The 19836-nt window shown below is 58.5% G+C and carries 12 protein-coding genes, 2 rRNA genes and 2 pseudogenes (1 of these 16 running past the window's edge); 11 read left to right on the top strand and 5 right to left on the bottom strand.

What is annotated here, in order from left to right; genetic code table 11:
• Positions 1-16 precede the first annotated feature (16 nt).
• The 9 genes from ilvC to LF599_RS04140 all read left to right on the top strand — a co-directional run bounded on the left by ilvC (position 17) and on the right by LF599_RS04140 (position 12737).
• Positions 17-1012 (top strand): ketol-acid reductoisomerase, encoded by a 996-nt coding sequence (ilvC, locus tag LF599_RS04180; RefSeq protein ID WP_279522404.1) that lies wholly within the window; start codon positions 17-19, stop codon positions 1010-1012.
• 81 nt (positions 1013-1093) lie between these two features.
• Positions 1094-1873, top strand: a complete 780-nt coding sequence (allE, locus tag LF599_RS04175) for a (S)-ureidoglycine aminohydrolase (RefSeq protein WP_279522403.1) — start codon at positions 1094-1096, stop codon at positions 1871-1873.
• A gap of 964 nt (positions 1874-2837) precedes the next feature.
• Positions 2838-5414 (top strand): ATP-binding protein, encoded by a 2577-nt coding sequence (locus tag LF599_RS04170; RefSeq protein ID WP_279522402.1) that lies wholly within the window; start codon positions 2838-2840, stop codon positions 5412-5414.
• A gap of 8 nt (positions 5415-5422) precedes the next feature.
• A complete protein-coding gene (locus tag LF599_RS04165) occupies positions 5423-6859 on the top strand; it encodes a sigma-54-dependent transcriptional regulator (RefSeq protein WP_279522401.1) in 1437 nt (478 codons plus the stop codon).
• Positions 6860-7051: 192 nt separating this feature from the next.
• Positions 7052-9490, top strand: coding sequence for a DMSO/selenate family reductase complex A subunit (locus LF599_RS04160; protein ID WP_279522400.1), 2439 nt, complete (start codon positions 7052-7054; stop codon positions 9488-9490).
• 10 nt (positions 9491-9500) lie between these two features.
• Positions 9501-10121, top strand: a complete 621-nt coding sequence (locus tag LF599_RS04155) for a DMSO/selenate family reductase complex B subunit (protein WP_269941673.1) — start codon at positions 9501-9503, stop codon at positions 10119-10121.
• A 2-nt stretch (positions 10122-10123) separates the two neighbouring features.
• Positions 10124-10990: a dimethyl sulfoxide reductase anchor subunit family protein gene (locus LF599_RS04150; protein ID WP_279522399.1), complete on the top strand. Its 867-nt coding sequence runs from the start codon at positions 10124-10126 to the stop codon at positions 10988-10990.
• Between the two features lie 45 nt (positions 10991-11035).
• Positions 11036-11683, top strand: coding sequence for a TorD/DmsD family molecular chaperone (locus tag LF599_RS04145; RefSeq protein ID WP_279522398.1), 648 nt, complete (start codon positions 11036-11038; stop codon positions 11681-11683).
• Positions 11643-12737 carry a 4Fe-4S dicluster domain-containing protein gene (locus tag LF599_RS04140; RefSeq protein WP_279522397.1) on the top strand — a complete coding sequence of 365 codons (1095 nt, stop codon included), beginning with the start codon at positions 11643-11645 and terminating at the stop codon, positions 12735-12737. The genes LF599_RS04145 and LF599_RS04140 overlap by 41 nt, the downstream gene beginning before the upstream one ends.
• 151 nt (positions 12738-12888) lie before the next feature.
• On the opposite strand, the gene LF599_RS04135 is transcribed toward LF599_RS04140, so the two are convergent.
• Entirely contained in the window at positions 12889-13911 is a 1023-nt protein-coding gene (locus LF599_RS04135) for a (Fe-S)-binding protein (RefSeq protein ID WP_279522396.1), read from the bottom strand.
• 27 nt (positions 13912-13938) lie between these two features.
• Positions 13939-14103: pseudogene (locus tag LF599_RS18265) on the bottom strand (4Fe-4S dicluster domain-containing protein); the annotation flags it as partial.
• An 84-nt stretch (positions 14104-14187) separates the two neighbouring features.
• Between LF599_RS18265 and LF599_RS04130 the strand changes: the two are divergent.
• Positions 14188-14647 (top strand): annotated as a pseudogene (locus LF599_RS04130) (transposase); the annotation flags it as partial.
• On the opposite strand, the gene LF599_RS04125 reads toward LF599_RS04130, so the two are convergent.
• Positions 14538-15686, bottom strand: coding sequence for an ISL3 family transposase (locus tag LF599_RS04125; RefSeq protein ID WP_279522395.1), 1149 nt, complete (start codon positions 15684-15686; stop codon positions 14538-14540). The pseudogene LF599_RS04130 and the gene LF599_RS04125 overlap by 110 nt on opposite strands.
• 170 nt (positions 15687-15856) lie before the next feature.
• On the opposite strand from LF599_RS04125, the gene LF599_RS04120 reads away from it, so the two are divergent.
• Positions 15857-16918, top strand: coding sequence for an IS110 family RNA-guided transposase (locus LF599_RS04120; protein ID WP_269942321.1), 1062 nt, complete (start codon positions 15857-15859; stop codon positions 16916-16918).
• 249 nt (positions 16919-17167) lie between these two features.
• Here the strand turns inward: LF599_RS04120 and rrf are convergent.
• Positions 17168-17282, bottom strand: a 5S ribosomal RNA gene (gene rrf / locus LF599_RS04115).
• Between the two features lie 64 nt (positions 17283-17346).
• Positions 17347-19836, bottom strand: a 23S ribosomal RNA gene (locus LF599_RS04110); it runs 448 nt beyond the window's last position.

Below are 19836 nucleotides of genomic sequence, written 5' to 3'. Positions count from 1 at the left end.
CAACAAGGAAACCAAAATGAACGAGATCGCATTCGAAAAAATCTACCGGGATGAAGACGTTGACCTGAGCGTTCTGGAAGACAAGACCATCGCCGTCATCGGATACGGCAGCCAGGGCCACGCCCAATCCATGAACATGCGCGAGAGCGGCATGAAGATCATCGTCGGAGCGGGCGATCGCACCCGCCACTCCAGTTGGAACAAGGCCGAGGCCGACGGATTCGAGGTCTTCTCCATCGAGGAAGCCGTGGAAAAGGCGGACATCGTCCATATCCTGCTCCAGGACCCGGCCCAGCCCTCGGTCTATTACGATTCCATCCACGCCCACCTCAGGGCCGGGCAGACCCTGAGCTTCGCCCACGGATTCGCCGTGCTCTACGGCACCATCAAGCCGCCCAAGGACGTGGACGTGGTCCTGTTCGTACCCAACGGTCCCGGCCCGGTCACCCGCCAGAAATTCAAGGACGGTTCAGGCATCTGGGGCTGCGTCAGCGTGGACCAGGACGTCAGCGGCCACGCCCGGGAAACCGCCCTGGCCATCTCCAAGGCCGTGGGTTCCACGCGCGTCGGCGTGGTGGACATGACCTTCCAGCATGAAACCGAAGGCGACAACTACGAAGAGCAGGTGCTCTACGGCGGAACCATCCACCTGATGCGGACCATGTACAACATCATGGTCAAAAACGGATATCCCCGGTCCTTTGCCTATGCCAAGGCGATCCGCTCCATCCGCTCCATCATCGACGACATCGACGCCGTGGGCATCGAGGAATACCTGACCTCCCGGGCCAGCCGCACCTGCGAATTCGCGGTGCGCCACAGCGGCCCCCGCGTCATCAACGAAGAAGCCATGGAAGAAATCTTCGAGGAAACCGAGCGCGGCATGTTCGCCCGGAACTGGCTCCAGGAGTTTTCCCTCGGTATGCCTACCCTGAATCGTATGCGCCGCACCTGGGCCGACTCCGACATGGAACGCACCGGAAAAATCTGGCGCGAAAAGTTCGGCAAGTAGCAACACTCCGGCGGGCAGGGGGAAACGACCTCCCCCCTGCCCCCGATCCTCTCAAAGCAGGCCGAAAAAACGAGATTCATCATGCCTTATCCGGAAGGATTCCTGAAGAACCGGTCTTCCTACGAACCCGGCAAATATGCGGTCATCACCACCGAGGGCCGGGTCATCAACGTGGTCCCGGGCATATCGGGCTGTGCGCTGTCCATCCTGGCCTCGCCCAAACTCGGAGCCAATTTCGTACAGATGGTCGGCACCGTCTCCACCGAAGGGAAAACAACCGTCCCATACGGGCAGGCCGAAAACATCGAAACGTTCCTCTTCGTGATGGACGGCGAAGGCTCCCTGGACGTCACTGTGGACGGTCACACGGAAACCTTGGCCGCCGGGGGCTACACCTACTCCCCGCCCGGCAAGGGAATCGGTTTCACGTCCAAGGGCGACGCCCCGGTCACTATCCTTCTCTACAAGCAACGCTTCATCCCCCACCCCGACCCCGAAATGAGACGTCCCTGGATGGTCAGCGGGTCCATTCGCGACATCAGGGAAAGTCTCTACGACCAGATGGAAAACGTCTTTGTCCGCGACCTGCTGCCGGTGGACGAGGCCTTTGACATGAACTTCCACACGCTCGCCTTCCTTCCCGGCGGATGCCACCCCTTCGTGGAGACTCACGTACAGGAACACGGCATGTACATATATCAGGGCCAGGGGCTTTACCTGCTGGATGAAAAGTGGCTGCCGGTCGAGTCCGGGGACTTCATATGGATAGCCCCCTTCTGCAAACAGGCCTGCTACGGAACCGGCCTGGAACGCATGGAATACATCTATTCCAAGGACTGCCACCGCGACGAAGCCGTCTAACCCTTTCGCGGGGAATGACCACGACGCCGCTTTCCGCGCGCTGCGGGCAGAGCCCCCCATGTCGGGGTTGTCCCTTTCGACTGGCCGGAATAAAACCCGCCCCCGGCTCACGTGCCACCAAGCGCTTATGCACCCCATAAGCGCTTTTTTATGTCATGGCATACGCCCTGTCACATATACTGGCGAGAGGATAGCCTGGAGTGAAAAGCCGCCAGGCTTGTTCGAAACACGCTGCGGCATGATGTGCGGAGGGGGCGGAATGTCGATCATTTTGCATGACGTCGAGGCTACAACGGACACATGGCGGACGCGAACGACCGAAAGCAAAGGGGCTACGCCGCTACACCTTGCCGTTGTCTCCTGCCCCATCCAATTTGCACCTGGCTAGGGGCGGCGGTATCGGGATCGGAATATTTTGGGCGGCGCTCCTTTAGTCCTTTCCGTCTGGGCATTGGCTTTTTCTAGCGTCCGACCCCTTCTAATCATTAGGCTATTCACGGCCTTGTCTTTTTCCAAAATAAGTGGAATAGCTGCTTCTTGCCGCACCGTTTTTTCCAAAAAATTTGGAATGTCGTTTCCCATTCTGTTGCAATGCTTTGCAACACATCGGAATAGCTTATGTTTTAAAATTACAGCATGGTACGATTATTGTATATCTCTGAGCATAATGCATTCGACACAATCACATATGTCCGCACCTGCCGGAACTGTCATGGGATGCAATAACGCTGCCCGGACGTTTATCGACGAGTGCCGGATCGAGACCGACTGCCTGGTTGAAAGCCCGCTTTGCGCCACCCCATGGCGATCGGCTAGGCCGTGGCTTGCGTCGGGCAAGGATGCTCGGTCGGTCGGCCGAGGTCTGCCTACAACCATGTGGAAAACCGGCATGGGCTCGGAGCGCGCCGACGCCCCCCTCCCATCAATCCCCTTCTGCGAATAAACGGCACCCTGCGGAGAACACGTGCGACGCCCTACCATCATCCTTCTCATTTTTCTGGCATTCGCGGTCATAGCCGGATGTCATTACCTTGAAGGCGAAAGCCCTCTCACGCCCGATGAGCGGCAATGGATCGAGGACCACCCGGACGGGGTAAAGGTCGGCGTCGGGCTGCATTATCCGCCCTATGAGACTTTCGACCTCAATGGCGAATACCAGGGATTGAGCGCCGACTTCATCCGGCTCATCAGCGAAAAGACGGGGCTCAAGATTTTGCCGGTCCGGTTCCGCAACCGCCAGGAGACGCTCAAGGCCCTCCTGACGGGCGAAGTCCAAATGATGGCGGCGCTGGAGATGACGCCCCAGCTCCGCGAGGACCTGGATTTCACCCAGCCATACATCAGCGTGCCCGCCGCCATCATCTGCCGCAAGGAATACACGGAAGACCTGACCCTCGACAAACTCTCCGGGATGCGCATCGGCGTCACCGTTTCCGACCACTTCACCAAATACCTGCACGAACGGTATCCGGACGGCGGCTACACCATCGTTCCCATGGCGGGCGGCTACATCGGCGGCCTCAGATCGCTGGCTGTCGGCGATGTGGACGCCCTGATCTGCGACATGGCCCTTGCGTCGCGCTACATTGCCAACGCCCGCATCAGCAACCTCCGCATTGCGGGCATCACCAACTATTCCATCGAATTGCGGATCGCGTCGCGCAAGGAAACGCCCATGCTCGGCAACGTCCTGCGCAAAGGGCTGAGCCTCATCCTGCCCCATGAGCGCCAGAGCACCGAGGAAGAATGGCTGTCGCTCCAATACCGCCCCTTCTGGGTCAGCCGGACCTTCTGGTTCTCGGTCTTCGCGGTCTTCGGCGTAATCATGGGAAGCATCGTGTTGATCCTGTTCTGGAACCGGAGCCTTAAACGACAGGTCAACCAGCGGACCCGGACATTGAGTTCCATCAACAAGGTCCTGCTCGGATCGCTGGACTGCCGAACTGAGCAGGAGGTCATGTTCCGCTGCCTTGCCGAGGCCAAGACCATGTCCGGGAGCGAACGCGCGGCCCTGTGCCTTGTCGCCAGGGGCGGCGGCATGACGCGCGTTCTGTCCGTGTCGGGTGACGATTTCATCGAAGACGCCGGGATGAAGAAAATGGAATCCCCCTGCCTGATGCAGGAGCAGATCGTCGAGCTGGAAGCCGGACGCCACATCCGGCTGTCCATCGCTGACGAGGGCCGGCATATCGTGGCCGTCCCCATCAAGACCGGGTCCGGCACCGCCCAACCCGTCATCAGCGTCCTTCGCTCGGACAGAAATTACACGGACGATGAAATATCCCTGCTGACCGAGGTGCTTTTCGTCTTTAACGAGGCCCTGCAACGAAAGCGCACCGAGATATCGCTGCATGACAAGGAACGCCAGCTCCAACGGGTCCAGCGGATGGAAGCCCTCGGCACGCTCGCGGGCGGCATCGCGCACGACTTCAACAACCTGCTCGGCGTCATCGTCGCCAACGGCGAGATGATCGAGCTGTTCCATATCGACGGAAGCCAGGCGCTGGAGTCCAAGACGCGGGCCATCCTGGCCGCCGCATACAGAGGCCGGGATCTGGTCAGCCAAATTCTGAGCTTCACCAGCAAAGGCAATGAGGAAGCGCGGCTCATCAACATCAGCCCGATCATCAAGGAAGCGGTGAAATTCCTGAAGGCTTCCCTCCCGGCCCTTATCAGCATCAAATATGAAATAGGCAAACCGGAACCGTCCATACTGGCGGACCCGACCCAGGTTCACCAGGTCATCATGAACCTGTGCACCAACTCCGCGCACGCCATGGAAGGAAACGGCGGCACCCTCTCCATCAGCCTGCGCATGGCCGCGCGCCCCATCCAGGCCGACGCCGCCACAACAGTCCGTGCCTGCGACTACCTTTGCCTCTCGGTGAGCGACACTGGCAAGGGCATCCCCCAAGACCTTCAGGAGCGGATTTTCGACCCGTTCTTCACCACCAAAACCCTGGGAAAGGGGACGGGCCTGGGATTGGCCGTGGTGCAGGGCATCGTCAAGGGATGGGGCGGTTTCGTCAGGGTGGAATCGACGGAAAACATCGGCACCACATTCCGCATCTACATCCCCTCGTGCACCGACGAACAGTTCGACCAGCCCAGCCCGGTATCGCGGCGCAAGCTTCCCGGCGGAACCGGAACCATCCTCTTCGTCGACGACGAGAAGGAGCTGGCCGAATCCTACAGCGAACTGCTCGCGAGCCTCGGGTACAACGTCCACACCGCCACCGACAGCAAAAGGGCGCTCTCCATGTTCGAAGCGTCCCCGGACGCCTTTGATCTCATCATCACCGACTACAACATGCCCGGCCTGCGGGGGGACAAGCTCGCAAAGAGCATTCTCGCGATCCGGCCCGACATCCCGATCATTCTTTGCACCGGCTACAGCCACAGCTTCGGCGAGCCGGACGCGAAGAGCATAGGCATCGAAACGTTCCTGAACAAGCCGGTCGAGCTGCGTAGCCTGGCCACGGCCGTCAGCAAGTTCCTCGGGCCGGGCGACGGCCTGTTCAACAGCAACCGGAACCAATAGAGGCGCATATGGCAAACGTATTGATAATAGACGACGACCAACCGACCTGCGACGCCCTGATGGAACTCGTCAGGAACATAGGCCACACTGCCGATTTCGCGCTGACCGCCGGGGATGGCGTCACCAAGGCCGAACACGGCGACTTCGATGTGGTTTTCCTGGACGTGCGCCTTCCCGACGCCAACGGACTGAGCATTCTCCCCACCCTGCGACAGCGTCAACTCCCACCCGAAGTCATCATCCTGACCGGGTTGGGCGATCCCGACGGGGCGGAACTCGCCATCCGCAACGGCGCCTGGGACTATCTCCAGAAACCCCTTTCTCCAAAGGAAATCCTGCTCCCGCTGCAACGGGTCCTGAAGTACAGGGACACCCTGCGCCACCACGCCAAGCTGCCCGACACCTTCGACAGGTGCGGCATCGCCGGGACCAGCGCGGTCATAACCAAGGCTCTGGAGAAAGTCGCCTCGGCCGCGAGAAGCGATGCGGGCGTCCTCATCTCCGGCGAAACCGGCACAGGCAAGGAGCTGTTCGCCAAGGCGCTGCACAACAACAGCCACCGCTCATCCGGGCCGTTCATCGTGGTCGATTGCGCGGCCATCCCGGCCACCCTGCTGGAAAGCACCCTGTTCGGCCACGTCAAGGGCGCGTTCACGGGCGCGGACAGGGCCAGCGAGGGCCTGGTCCTCAAGGCCAACAAGGGAACGCTCTTCCTGGACGAGATAGGCGAAATGTCGCTCGACCTGCAAAAACGGCTTTTGCGGGTTCTCCAGGAACGCCGCTACCGACCCGTCGGCGCGGGGTATGAGGAACAGAGCGACTTCCGTCTGGTGGCCGCCACCCACCGGAATCTCGGCAAGATGGTCGACGAGGGGAACTTCCGTCAGGACCTCCTCTACCGCTTGGGCGCAATGGTTATCGAACTGCCGCCCCTGCGCGACCGGCAGGAAGACATCGCGAAACTGGCCGAAAGCATCACCAGCCGCATCTGCAAGAAATACGGCATCCCCCCGAAAAAGCTCAACTGTGAAGTTATCGACGCCTTCCGCGCATACGAATGGCCGGGCAACGTCCGTGAACTGGGCAACGTATTGGAAAGCTCCATAGCGGCCGCTTACGAAATGCCCGAACTCTATGTCCACAGCCTGCCGGAACAATTGCGTATCCGTATGCTCAAGAAGTCCATATCCAAGGACGGCAACGCCCATGCATGTTGCCGGGACGAGCCCAGTGCCGCCGAAATCGACGCCGCCATCCAGACCGACGGGGAGATGCTCCCCTACAAATCGTTCAGGCAGGAAGTCATCGCCAAGGCGGAGCAACGGTATTTCGCCAGGCTGTTCGAGGTCTGCGACGGGGACATCAAGCGCGCCTCGCAGGTCTCCGGCCTGGGCAAAAGCCGCCTGTATTCGCAACTGAAGAAATACGGCCTGGAAAAGGACTGATCGATTCCAGATTTTCTGGAAATTCCACTGCAAGTGCACGGAATCCTTCCGCGGCAAGTGTAATAAGCGGTGGGACTCTGCGAGCCGGACGCATAACCAACTGTTTTTTCAAGGTAACGTTATTGGCATGATAGTTGTTACATGCCGGGCAGTTTGTAATTGTTGTTACCCTGAACGAAGTAGAGAGTGCGTATGACCCAAAAGAAGACAACCGACTCCCCTGCCTTCGGCAACGTCAAAAGACGGAGCGTTCTCAAATGGAGCGCCATGCTGGGCAGTGTGGCCGCCGTATCCGGCGGCGGCCTTTTCTACGGACTGAAAAAGGCCGACGGCAAGTCGACCACGGACGAAAAAGTCGTCTGGACATCCTGTAACGTGAACTGCGGCGGCCGCTGCCTGCTGCGCGCCCATGTCACGGACGGCGTCGTTACCCGCATCGAAACGGACAACGGCGGCGACGAGACATACGGCCTGCACGAAATCCGCGCCTGCCTGCGCGGACGGTCCATGCGGCGGCGCATGTACGCCCCCGAACGTCTGAAATACCCCATGCGGCGCGTCGGCGAACGCGGGGAAGGCAAATTTGAACGCATCTCGTGGGACGAAGCCCTGGACGAAATCTCCAATCGGCTGAAAAAGACCCTCGACGAATACGGCAACGAGGCGGTGTACCTGAACTACGCCACCGGCAACCTGGGCGCGGTGCTGTCCAAGTCCTGGCCCCCGCGCGCCACTCCGGTCGCGCGGCTCATGAACTGTCTGGGCGGATACCTCAACCACTACGGCGACTACAGCACGTCCCAGATATCCGCGTCCCTGCCCTACATGTTCGGAAGCTCGTGGGTGCGGGGCAACCACATCAGCGACGTGGCCAACGCCGAGCTGACCGTTCTGTTCGGCAACAACCCGGCAGGCACCCGCATGAGCGGCGGCGGCACTTCCTATGATCTGATCGAGGCCAAGAAGAAAGGGAACACCCGCATCATCGTCATCGACCCCAGGCACACCGACACTGCGGCCGCCGTGGCCGACGAATGGATTCCCATTCGCCCCGGCACCGACGCCGCCCTTATCAGCGGCCTCGCCTACGTCATGATTAGCGAAGACCTGGTGGACCATGAGTTCCTTTCCCGCTGCACCGTGGGATTCACCGAGGAATCCATGCCGGAAGGCATCCCCGCCGGGAACTCGTACAAATCCTACATCATGGGCGCAGGCCCCGACGGCACGCCCAAGACCCCCGAGTGGGCGGCCGGCATCACCGGCATCCCCAAGGAACGCATCGTAAGGCTTGCCCGCGAAATCGCCGGAGCCAAGCCGTGCTACATCGCCCAGGGATGGGGTGTGCAGCGTCAGGCGAACGGCGAGCACAATTCCCTGGCCGTCTGCGCGCTGGCCGTCATCACCGGCAACGTGGGCATCCAGGGCGGCAACACCGGCGCCCGCGAAGGCGACATGGGCCTGAAGTTCGGCGTGTTCCCCACGTTGAAGAACCCCGTATCCACGTCCATCTCGGTTTTCATGTGGACTGACGCCATCGAGCGCGGCCCCGAGATGACGGCTCTCGCCGACGGTGTCCAGGGACGCGACAAGCTTGAAGTGCCCATCAAGTTCATCTGGAACTTCGCGGGCAACTGCATAGTCAACCAACATTCCGACGCCACCAAGACCTCGCGTATCCTGAAAGACGACAGCAAGTGTGAAACCATCGTGGTCATCGACAACTTCATGACCGCCAGCGCCAAGTTCGCGGACATCCTGCTTCCCGGCACCTTCAACCTTGAGGAAGACGACTTCGCCAACAACGGGAAAAGCGCGCTCCTCAAGTATGTCATCTTCGCCCAAAAGGCCGTGGAGCCCTTCTTCGAATCGCGTTCCATATACGACATCTGTGCCGGAGTGGCCGAGCGCATGGGCGCGGGCCAGGCCTTCACCGAAGGCAGAACCCGCGAACAGTGGGTACGCAAGATCTACGAGGAATCCAGGACCTACCTGCCGAGCCTGCCCCCGACCCTGGAGGAAGCGTTCGAGATGGGTGTGTACAAGGAGAAAATCGAGGGTCCCACGCCCGTTCCCTACAAGGAATTTCGCGAAGACCCCGCCGCGAATCCCCTGTCCACTCCGTCCGGCAAGATCGAGATCTTCAGCAAGCGGTTGTGGGACATCGGCCACACCTGGGAACTGCACCAGGGCGACCGCATTTCGGCGTTGCCGGAATACCAGGCCGCGTGGGAAGGCCCGACCGATCCCAAGCGCAAGGATTACCCCCTGCAGATGATCGGCCACCATTACAAGCAACGCACCCACTCCACCTACGGCAACGTCGACTGGCTCAAGCAGGTCGCTCCGCAGGAACTGTGGATCAACTCGCTGGACGCCGAGAAGCGCGGCATCAAGCACGGCGACAAGGTCAAGGTGTTCAACGACCGGGGAACGGTCTTCACCACGGCGAAAGTGACGAAGCGCATCATGCCCGGCGTCCTCAGCCTGCCCCAGGGAGCCTGGTTCACCCCCGACAAGGATGGAGCGGACCACGGCGGCTGCGTTAACGTTCTGACGTCGCAACGCCCCAGCCCGCTGTCGAAAGGCAACCCCCAGCACACCAACCTCGTCGAAGTCGTCAAGGCTTAAGGAGAAATTCATGTTGAAGCGTCCAGCTTTCCATATAGACAACTCCCGCTGCACGGGGTGCAAGACATGCATGATCGCCTGCATCGACAAGCACGATCTGCCTCTTGGCGTCCTGTGGAGGCGGGTAACGGAATACGTCGGCGGAGAATGGGTTGAACGCCCGGATGGCACCTACACGCAAAACGTGTTCAGCTACTATCTGTCCGTTTCCTGCAACCACTGCGAAAACCCGATCTGCGTCCGCTCGTGTCCCACCACGGCCATGCACAAGAACGAGGACGGCATCGTCACCGTCGATCCCGACAAGTGCGTCGGCTGCCGCTATTGCGAATGGGGCTGTCCTTACTCCGCCCCGCAATACAACCCGGAACTGGGCAAGATGACCAAGTGCGACTTCTGCCGCGACTACCTCAAGGAGGGCAAGGAGCCCGCCTGCGTCGCCGCCTGCCCCTGTCGCGCCCTGGACTTCGGGGAGTATGACGAGCTTGTCGCCAAGTACGGCAAACTCAACATCGTGGCGCCCCTGCCCGATCCGAACATCACCCAGCCCAACCTGATCGTCACGCCCGCCATGAACGCCAAGCCCGGCGGTTCGAAAATGGGTAAAATCAGCAACCCCGAGGAGGTGTAGCCATGTTTTCCAGTGATTGGAGCCTCGTCCTGTTCACCATCCTCGTTCAGAGCGCAGTGGGAATCGTGGTTATTACCGAAGCCGCCCGGCTCTTTTCCGGAGCGTCCGGTTCGACCCTGCGCTGGCAGACCCCGGTTGCGTGCGTCATGACCGCCCTGGGTCTGGTCTTGTCCCTGACCCACCTGGGCACCCCGCTGCACAGCGTCTTCACCATCATGAACCTGGGCGACTCGTGGCTCAGCCGCGAGATTCTGTCCGTATCCGCCTTCTTCGCCGCAATCTGCGTGCTTTCCTTCGTGAGAATTCGCAACGACGAAGCCAAGGCCACGGCCCTGTCCGCGCTTTCCATGGCTCTCGGGCTCCTCGCGGTGTTCGTCATGACCAAGGTTTACCTGCTTGAGACCGTGCCCGGCTGGAACACCGTTTCCACGGCGTTCAGCTTCTACGGCACCACGCTCCTGGCCGGAGCGGTCGCGAGCGGCGTGATCGGCAGCATCGAAAACAGCGGCAAGGATTGCGACGAGGACTGCACGGCCGTCACCGGCCTGCTCTGCGCCTCCGCGCAAGTCGGTCTCGCCCTCAAGTTCATCGCCGTGGCCCTGGGCATGATCGCCCTGAGCAACGTCGGCAGCCTCGGGACCAGCGGTCTCGACCTCGTCGCCGGTGAAGGCGTCTCGGTGCTGGTGGTCCGCATCGCCATGATCTGCGCCGGTGTCGGCATATTCACCTGGTTCGGTTTCAAGGCCATCGGCGCCAAACAGTTCCGCCTCGCCGTGAACCCCGCCCTCTGCGCCCTGGTCCTGGTCATGGCCGGAGAGATCATCGACCGGCTCATGTTCTACGGCACCTACATGCGTATCGGCATATAACGTCAACAATGGCCCGGAGGTTCGCCTCCGGGCCGTCATAAAATTATGAACTCAGAACAACTTGGCGCCTGCGCCCTCAGCCTGAATTTTATCGCCCGGCTCTTCATCGAACCGCCTGATACGGCTTTCCTCTCCCAAGTAAAGGAAAACAACGTATTCGGGGAGTGGCCCCTTGCACCTCTCTCCGAGGAGACGCGCGAGGCGCTGCGATTCCTGAAAACAGGCGTCGAAACCCATGACGAACTCGCCCAGGCGGCTCTCATGGCGGAGTACACCGTCCTCTTCATCGGCCCCGACGGCTCCATTCCCCTTTGGGAATCCGTGTGGACCACCAAGGACCACCTGCTGTTCGACGGTCCCATGTTCGACGTGCGCGAAGCCTATGCCCAATACGGCCTCGTGTCGCCCAACCCCGAAAACGAACCCGACGACCACATAGGTCTGGAGATGTCGTTTCTCGGCGGCGTGATGGGATGCGCGGCCGAAGCCGTCGACAATGGCGACATGAAGGCGGCGGACCGGCATCTTGCCATGGCGGGCAAATTCCTGAACGCCCACCTCGCCCGCTGGTCGGACCGTTTTCTGGAAGCAGTCGCCGGGCACGAGTCCTCCTCTTTCTACAGAGCCGTTTCCACCATTTCCACCGACACCCTTGCCCAGGCTGCCGACCTCCTGCAACCTGAGCAAGCCTGATTACCAACGGGCAGCCGCCATGCTCAACGCCCCCGCCGTCAACACCTCGCTCTGTCCACTGCGCCTGGGCGGCCGGTGTGCGAGGTGCATGGCGGTGTGCCCATCGAACGCCATGGACCTGCGCGACGGACCGGCCATCCAAATCGAATCGTGCAAAAATTGCGGAGCCTGCGCCTCCGTGTGCCCCACGGGCGCGCTGGTTCACGACGCTCCCGCCTCCCTGCTCCGCACCCTTGCGGAGCGCGACGTTGCGCCACACGCCCTGCGCTGCCCCAAGGCAGGACGATGCGCCCATGACGAACTCCCGGTCTCCGGCTGCCTTTCCAGCCTCGGCCTTGAAACCCTGCTCGCCCTCTGGCGCAGGCAAAAGGGCACCGTCACCTTCTTCACCGGAAATTGCGCCGCCTGCCGATCCGGCGACGGCGGAAAAAATTTCGAGACCGTCCTCAAGCAGGCCCGAGCCATCCTGGCCCGCTCGGCCGATGCCCCGGCGAACCCGTTCGTCGTGCGGACATGGTCGAAAAAGGATTCCCCATCACGCCGGGAAAGCGACGTTTCCCTCTCCAGGAGGGGCTTTCTTGGATTTCTCGCACACAGTGTGACGCCTTCCATCGACAACGGCTCATCCACAAAACCCGGCAAAACCGACAGACGGGTCCAATTGGCGGAACACCTCAAGGCGCTGAACGCCAAAGGGGCCACCCCCGAGGGTCTGGCTTTCGGGATGATCCGGGGCGACGGCCATTGCACCGCCTGCGGGGCATGCGCCAACGTCTGCACCACCGGCGCGCTGCGATTGACCAAGGAAGGTTCACGCCGCACACTGGAATTCATCCCCGCCCTGTGCGTTGACTGCGGGGCCTGCGTCAACGTCTGCCTGCCGCGCTTTCTCCATCCCTCTCCCACGAATCTCGAATCCTTCACCCTTTCCCCACAGACGCTTTTTCAGGGCGAGATCGGCACCTGCAAACGATGCCGTGCCCAAACCACCGCCCTGGACGAAAACGGCTACTGTGCGATTTGCTCGCACAAACTCCGAGCGATGAACAACTGATCCCTTCCTTTCCCCCAAAAGACGCGGCGGCGAAGTCCGGGACACAATAGGTCCGGCTTCGCCGCCGCGGGCTTTTCTTCTCGGCCCGGGCCGTGGATGACGGAAGGATGGGGCGTCCCCTGTCACCCAGCGGCCCGGACGAGGTCTCTATCTATTTCTTCATGGCTTCGGCAAGCAGTTGGATGACGTGCTTGACAGGCATGTCTGTGGCCGCGTTCCGGCGAATCCCGTCGCGCAACTGAAGGATGCAGCCGGGACACGCAGTGGCCATGACGTCGGCATGGGTTGCCGCCGCGTCGTCTATCTTTTTGGCCTGAATCCGCTTGGACCGCTCCATGTTGGCCAGGCAGTATGTGCCGCCGAGGCCGCAGCAGGCTTCCGGACGACGCATCTCGTTGACCGGGCCGCCGGTGGCCATTTCCAGCACCGCGCGAGGTTCCTCGACGATCTTCTGCGCTTTGCGCAGATGACACGGATCATGATAGGTGGCGCTGACTGGAGCCGTCTTTTCCAGCAACCCTTCAAGCCGCTCCCGATCCACGCGGGTCATCAGATATTCCGAGATGTCCAGGGTACGTTCGGCGATGTTCCGCAGACCGGCCGCGAGTTCTTCATCGTCTCCGAAACGGTCCAGGTAGCCGTGCTTGAGCATGTGGCCGCACGACGCGCAGGCCGTCACGATGGGCACGTCGTCGTTCGCCAGGGCCTTCATATTCCGCCCGGCCTGCTTGCGGACCACGTCGGCCTCTCCCGAGGCCAGCATGGGCATACCGCAGCACGCCTGCTCCGACGGGACTTCCACCGAAACGCCGAGCCCGTTGAGGACCTTGACCAGGCTATGACCGATTTCGGTCATGCTGTAGTTGGTCATGCAGCCGGTGAAAAAGACGACGCGGGGCTGCCCGGGCTTGCCGGAGAACCGCACTTCGTTCCGAAAGGACTTGGCGGCCAATTGGGGAACGTACTGCTCCTTGTCCACGCCGGGCATGGCAAAACGGCGGTAGAGGCCGCTCGTGCCGGGAACCCCCTTGAAGGCCAGCCGCTGTGCCATGGAGCCGATCCTGGCACCCGCATCGAGGACCGAACGGGGCAGGGACAGAGTCTCGGCCACGGCCTTCTTGAGAGGCGGGACGCCCATCTCGTTGGCAAACGCCTCGCGCACGGCGATAACCACTTTATCCGCCCGCGCGCCGCTGGAACACTGGCTGGCGCAGCCGGTGCAGAGCAGACAGTTATCGAAAAGTTCGCGGGTATGCCCGTTGAACTCCAGATCGCCGCGCGCCAGACTTTCGGCAATGGCGATCTTGCCTCGTGCCGTATACCGCTCCGAAGGGGTATCGTCGAAAACGGGGCAGACGGTTCGGCATTCGCCGCAGCGGAGGTAATCCCCCGAAAATTAGTGGTTCTGAAAAGTAGAATTTTCTCGTAAAGACAACGCAGGAGATTTTACATGAAGAAGTCCCGTTATTCTGACAGTCAGATTCTGAATATTTTGAAGCAAGCCGCGAATGGTGTGCCCGTAGCCCAACTCTGCCGTGAGCACGGCATGAGTAGTGCCACGTTTACAAATGGTGCTCCAAATACGGCGGCATGGATGCCTCGCTAATGGCACGCATGAAAGAGCTGGAGAAAGAAAACCAAATGGTCAAACGCATGTATGCCGACGAAAAAATCAAAGCCGAAATCGTTGCCGAAGCTCTTGCAAAAAATTGGTAAGGCCGTCTCGTCGCCGCGAGATGGCCAAAAGAGCCGTGCAGGAAACAGCCGCAACTATCCGGCAAGCCTGCGAAGCATTCAGCATCAGCCAGACCTGTTATCGCTATGAACCGAAGCTCTCGGCTGAGAATGAGCGGATCGCTGATTGGCTGTTGCGTTTGACGCACAACCAGCGCAATTGGGGATTCGGTTTGTGGCAAGCGTCCTCGCCATGACCCGCAAAGGGCGTATCTCCGAGGCTTCGGCCCTGGCGATCCAGTCGTTGGCGACCTTCTCTGCCGTCGCCTTGTTCGGCTGGGACCAGAGTTGTCGCAAATCCTCTTTCAGATAGTAGGCTGTCGCCAAAGGTTTGTTCAGCCGCAACGCTTCACCCAAGCGCTCCTTTTCATCGCGGCTTTCATCCAAATTTTCCGAGTTTTTCAGCAGAATCCACCGAGTCCCTTTGACCGCCTTTCTTTCAAGTGGAGAGGTGAGTTCCCGAAAGATCTGGCGGCGTATCTGTGTGATCTTTTCATTCATCAGCTTGACCACATGAAACCGGTCAAACACGATAGCCGCATTCGGCAGGTTCTCCATGACAGCGCGGATGTAGCCGGCATTCATGTCCGTCGCCACAGCCGCAATCTTGGCTTTTGTCTTCTTAAGACGTCCCCAAAACGGGATCAGCGTTTCTCGGCTTCGTCCTTCGCCAACAAAGACGACAGCGCCACTTTCGAGGTCCATGACCAGCGTGAGGTACTTTTGCCCTTTGCGGACGCTGATTTCGTCGATGGCGATATACTTGATCTTTCTCAGGCTGGGTCTTGAAAAACGGCGAAACAGATAACGCTTGAAGATCGATTTGATGGTGTCCCAACCAACGCCCAGCAGGTCGGCAACATCCTGAATCGTCATCTTTTTTGCCAGGGCGAGAGCATATCGTTCAAACGCTTTCGTATACCAGCGCCTGGGCTCGGCGATCTGAATGTCGATCAAGCGAATGACGCCGCAATTGCGACATCCTACCCGTTGGACGGGAATGACCAGCCAGACGGGCTTGAAACCGATGGGCACAGTCTGAACCCATCTTTCGGCAAAGCCGTGGCGAATGATGTTTCTGGAATGGCAGCAAGGGCAACGAATCAACTCATCCTGGGGCTGCACTTTCAGGATGATGTTGCCTGCGATGAAATCCTGCCGAACGTAGTCGTAGCCTCGCAGGCCGAACGCGTGGTAGATGAAACTCGTGGACATGGCGATTACTCCCTCCGCTGGTTGGTGATGCTTCCAACGGTTGGACGCCATGTCCTTTCATTTTGTCAAAAGTACGCTTGAACTGGATGAACCATAAAAAATACCATGTCGGCACTCCCAAGTTTTGCTGGTAACAGTACCAGTGAACCCCAAAACCAAGGGAGGCCGACATGGCAAAGCTCAAAGTATCATCTGTTCATCGGTTTGTTGAAGCGTTTTCCGGCGAGAAGGTATGGATAGGAGTGGACGTCCATAAGCTGAGTTTCAGCGTGGCTTTGCTCAGACCTGATGGTGCCGTGAAGGACTGGACTTGTCCGGCTGATGCAACAGCACTCACCCGGCTTGTCATGTCATTACCTGTTGAGGTTGGCGCGGTTTGCTATGAATCTGGACCGACTGGCTTTGAGTTGGCCAGGAGCCTCGAAGCAGAAGGTGTTACGGTTGTCGTTGCTGCGCCAAGCCGAATCCCGCGCCCCATTACCGCTACCAACAAGACCGACAGCCTGGACTGCCGCAAACTGGCAGAGCTGGCAGCCTCCGGCCTGATCAGACCAATCGCCATTCCTTCCGTTGAAGCTGAAGCCTTCCGTGCTCTTGAGCGTCGAAGGCATCAGCTCACCGACTCTCTTCGTCGAGCTAAACAACGGATTCGTTCACTTCTTCTTTATCTTGGAGCGCAGGAGCCTGCCGATCTGGACCATTGGAGCAAGGCTGCCATACTCACACTTCATCAGGTGGAACTTCCTTCGGGGGCAAAAGAGACTCTTGAAAGCTTGCTCGATGAACTGGAGTACTTCGCTTGTGCACAACGCAAAGTGGATCAGCGTTTGCGAATAAGCATCCGGGAACAAGACGAGGCAAGACGTATTGCCGCCATGAGGTCCGTTCCCGGCGTTGGCGAAGTCGTGGCCACGACTTTTGCGGCAGAGGTTTACCGCCCGGAACGTTTCAATCGCAGCGAAGAGGTGACAGCTTACCTGGGCCTTGCGCCAGTGATGCGGCAAAGTGGAGGCAGCAAGGGTAAGGCAACACTTCGCCCGGTCGGTCAAAAGCGATTACGAAGTTTACTGATTGAAGCAGCTTGGGTGTGGAAGCAGCGAGATGAGTGGGCCAGGGAGTTCTACAACCGAATTTATAGCCGACATGGTGTGGCACAAAAAGCAATAGCTGCGCTTGCTCGTAAATTGGCCGCGCTTTTGTGGAAGCTCAGCTTACCTGTAACGCAGTCGTGAACAAAGATCGCGGCGGGGCTTTGGTGGCGTAGACCACGAAAATAGAAATGGCGATCTTAAACTGATTTACGTACCGAATAGGTACTTGGTGCCGTAGAGCACGAATAAGAAAAGGAATACAAACTAATAGCCGTTATGGTGAGGGTGGAGTCTGGCCTAAGAAATAGGGAAATCGAGTAAATAGGGAGTCCTTGACATGGGGCCGCATAAGAAAAGCCCCCGGTCAAAAAGACCGGGGGCTGAAATATTCCTTGGCGGCGACCTACTTTCCCACACGCTACCATGCAGTATCATCGGCGATGGAGGGCTTAACTTCCGGGTTCGGAATGGGACCGGGTGTACCCCCTCCTCCTTGGCCACCAAGAAAATTTGGCGAACTTGGTGTTCAAATATATAGTCAATAGGGGAAGAGAGAATTCCTAATTTTGTTAAATAAGCCGCACGATCTATTAGTACCGGTCAGCTGAACAACTCGCGTTGCTTACACCTCCGGCCTATCTACCTTGTAGTCTTCAAGGGATCTTTAGGGACTTGCGTCCAGGGAGAACTTATCTTAAGGCGGGCTTCCCGCTTAGATGCTTTCAGCGGTTATCCTTTCCGAACTTAGCTACCCTGCAATGCCGCTGGCGCGACAACAGGAACACCATAGGTTCGTCCACCCCGGTCCTCTCGTACTAGGGGCAGACCCTTTTCAATTCTCCTACGCCCACGGAGGATAGGGACCAAACTGTCTCACGACGTTTTAAACCCAGCTCGCGTACCACTTTAAACGGCGAACAGCCGTACCCTTGGGACCTGCTTCAGCCCCAGGATGTGATGAGCCGACATCGAGGTGCCAAACCGCGTCGTCGATGTGAACTCTTGGACGCGATCAGCCTGTTATCCCCGGCGTACCTTTTATCCTATGAGCGATGGCCCTTCCATTCGGAACCACCGGATCACTAAGACCAACTTTCGTTCCTGCTCGAGATGTCTCTCTCACAGTCAAGCTCCCTTATGCCTTTGCACTCAACGGCTGGTTTCCAATCAGCCTGAGGGAACCTTTGCAAGCCTCCGTTACTATTTGGGAGGCGACCGCCCCAGTCAAACTACCCACCAGACACTGTCTCCACACCGGATCACGGTCATGGATTAGATACCTAAGTAATAAAGGGTGGTATTTCAAGGGCGACTCCACGCATACTGGCGTACACGCTTCAAAGTCTCCCACCTATCCTACACGTTATTAATCAAATACCAATGTCAAGCTGCAGTAAAGGTGCACAGGGTCTTTCCGTCCTTCCGCGGGTAACCGGCATTTTCACCGGTAATTCAATTTCACTGAGTCTCTGGTTGAGACAGCGGGGAGATCGTTACGCCATTCGTGCAGGTCGGAACTTACCCGACAAGGAATTTCGCTACCTTAGGACCGTTATAGTTACGGCCGCCGTTTACTGGGGCTTCGATTTAGAGCTTCGCTTACGCTAACCCCACCTCTTAACCTTCCAGCACCGGGCAGGCGTCAGTCCCTATACATCGTCTTACGACTTAGCAGAGACCTATGTTTTTAGTAAACAGTCGCCCCCCCCGATTCCTGCGTCTCAAATCCGCTCACATAGCTAAATGGTCACGGAATCGAGCACCCCTTATCGCGAACTTACGGGGTCATTTTGCCGAGTTCCTTAACCAGAGTTCTCTCAAGCGCCTTGGTCTGCTCGACCCACCTACCTGTGTTGGTTTGCGGTACGGTATGCATACGCTAAACTTAGAAGATTTTCTTGGCAGCATGGAATTAACGGCTTCAGTCAGTTTAATGACACGGCATCACGTCTCAGGCTCACAGAGCTGCGGATTTGCCTGCAACTCAACCCTACACGCTTGCACCGGGATATCCAACACCCGGACCGTCTATCCTCCTGCGTCCCTCCTTCGCACACGTATACATGTACAGGAATATTAACCTGTTTCCCATCGACTACGCATTTCTGCCTCGCCTTAGGGGCCGACTTACCCTGGGAAGATTAGCTTTACCCAGGAAACCTTAGGTTTACGGCGAATAAGTTTCTCACTTATTTTATCGTTACTCATGCCAGCATATTCACTTCTCATTAGTCCAGCACACCTCACGGTATACCTTCATCCCATCTGAGAACGCTCTCCTACCGCTCACAGCAAGCTGTGAACCCAAAGCTTCGGTACAATGCTTAGCCCCGTTACATTTTCGGCGCAGAATCGCTAGGCCAGTGAGCTATTACGCTTTCTTTAAAGGATGGCTGCTTCTAAGCCAACCTCCTGGATGTATCAGCAACTCCACCACCTTTCCCACTTAGCATTGATTTGGAGACCTTAGCTGTTGGTCTGGGCTGTTTCCCTTTCGGCCACGGGCCTTCGCACCCATAGCCTGACTGCCACACATCATTTACCGGCATTCGGAGTTTGAAAGGGGTTGGTAACCTGGTGGGGCCCCTAGCCCTGTCAGTGCTCTACCTCCGGCAAACTAATGTGACGCTATACCTCAATATATTTCGGAGAGAACCAGCTATCACCGGGTTTGATTGGCCTTTCACCCCTATCCACAAGTCATCCAAATCGTTTTCAACCGATACTGGTTCGGCCCTCCACTTGATTTTACTCAAGTTTCAGCCTGCTCATGGATAGATCACCCGGCTTCGGGTCTAATCCGCAATACTTGTCGCCCTATTCAGACTCGCTTTCGCTACGGCTACGTCTCAAGACTTAACCTCGCATTACAGATTAACTCGCTGGCCCGTTATGCAAAAAGCACGCGGTCACGGATCAAGTCCGCTCCCACAGCTTGTAGGCACATGGTTTCAGGTTCTATTTCACTCCCCTAACAGGGGTTCTTTTCACCTTTCCCTCACGGTACTGGTTCGCTATCGGTCACTAGGGAGTATTTAGGCTTGGGAGATGGTCCTCCC

Source organism: Pseudodesulfovibrio thermohalotolerans (assembly GCF_021353295.2).
GTDB classification, from domain to species: Bacteria; Desulfobacterota; Desulfovibrionia; order Desulfovibrionales; family Desulfovibrionaceae; genus Pseudodesulfovibrio; species Pseudodesulfovibrio thermohalotolerans.
This window is presented reverse-complemented; position numbering and strand designations above follow the sequence as displayed.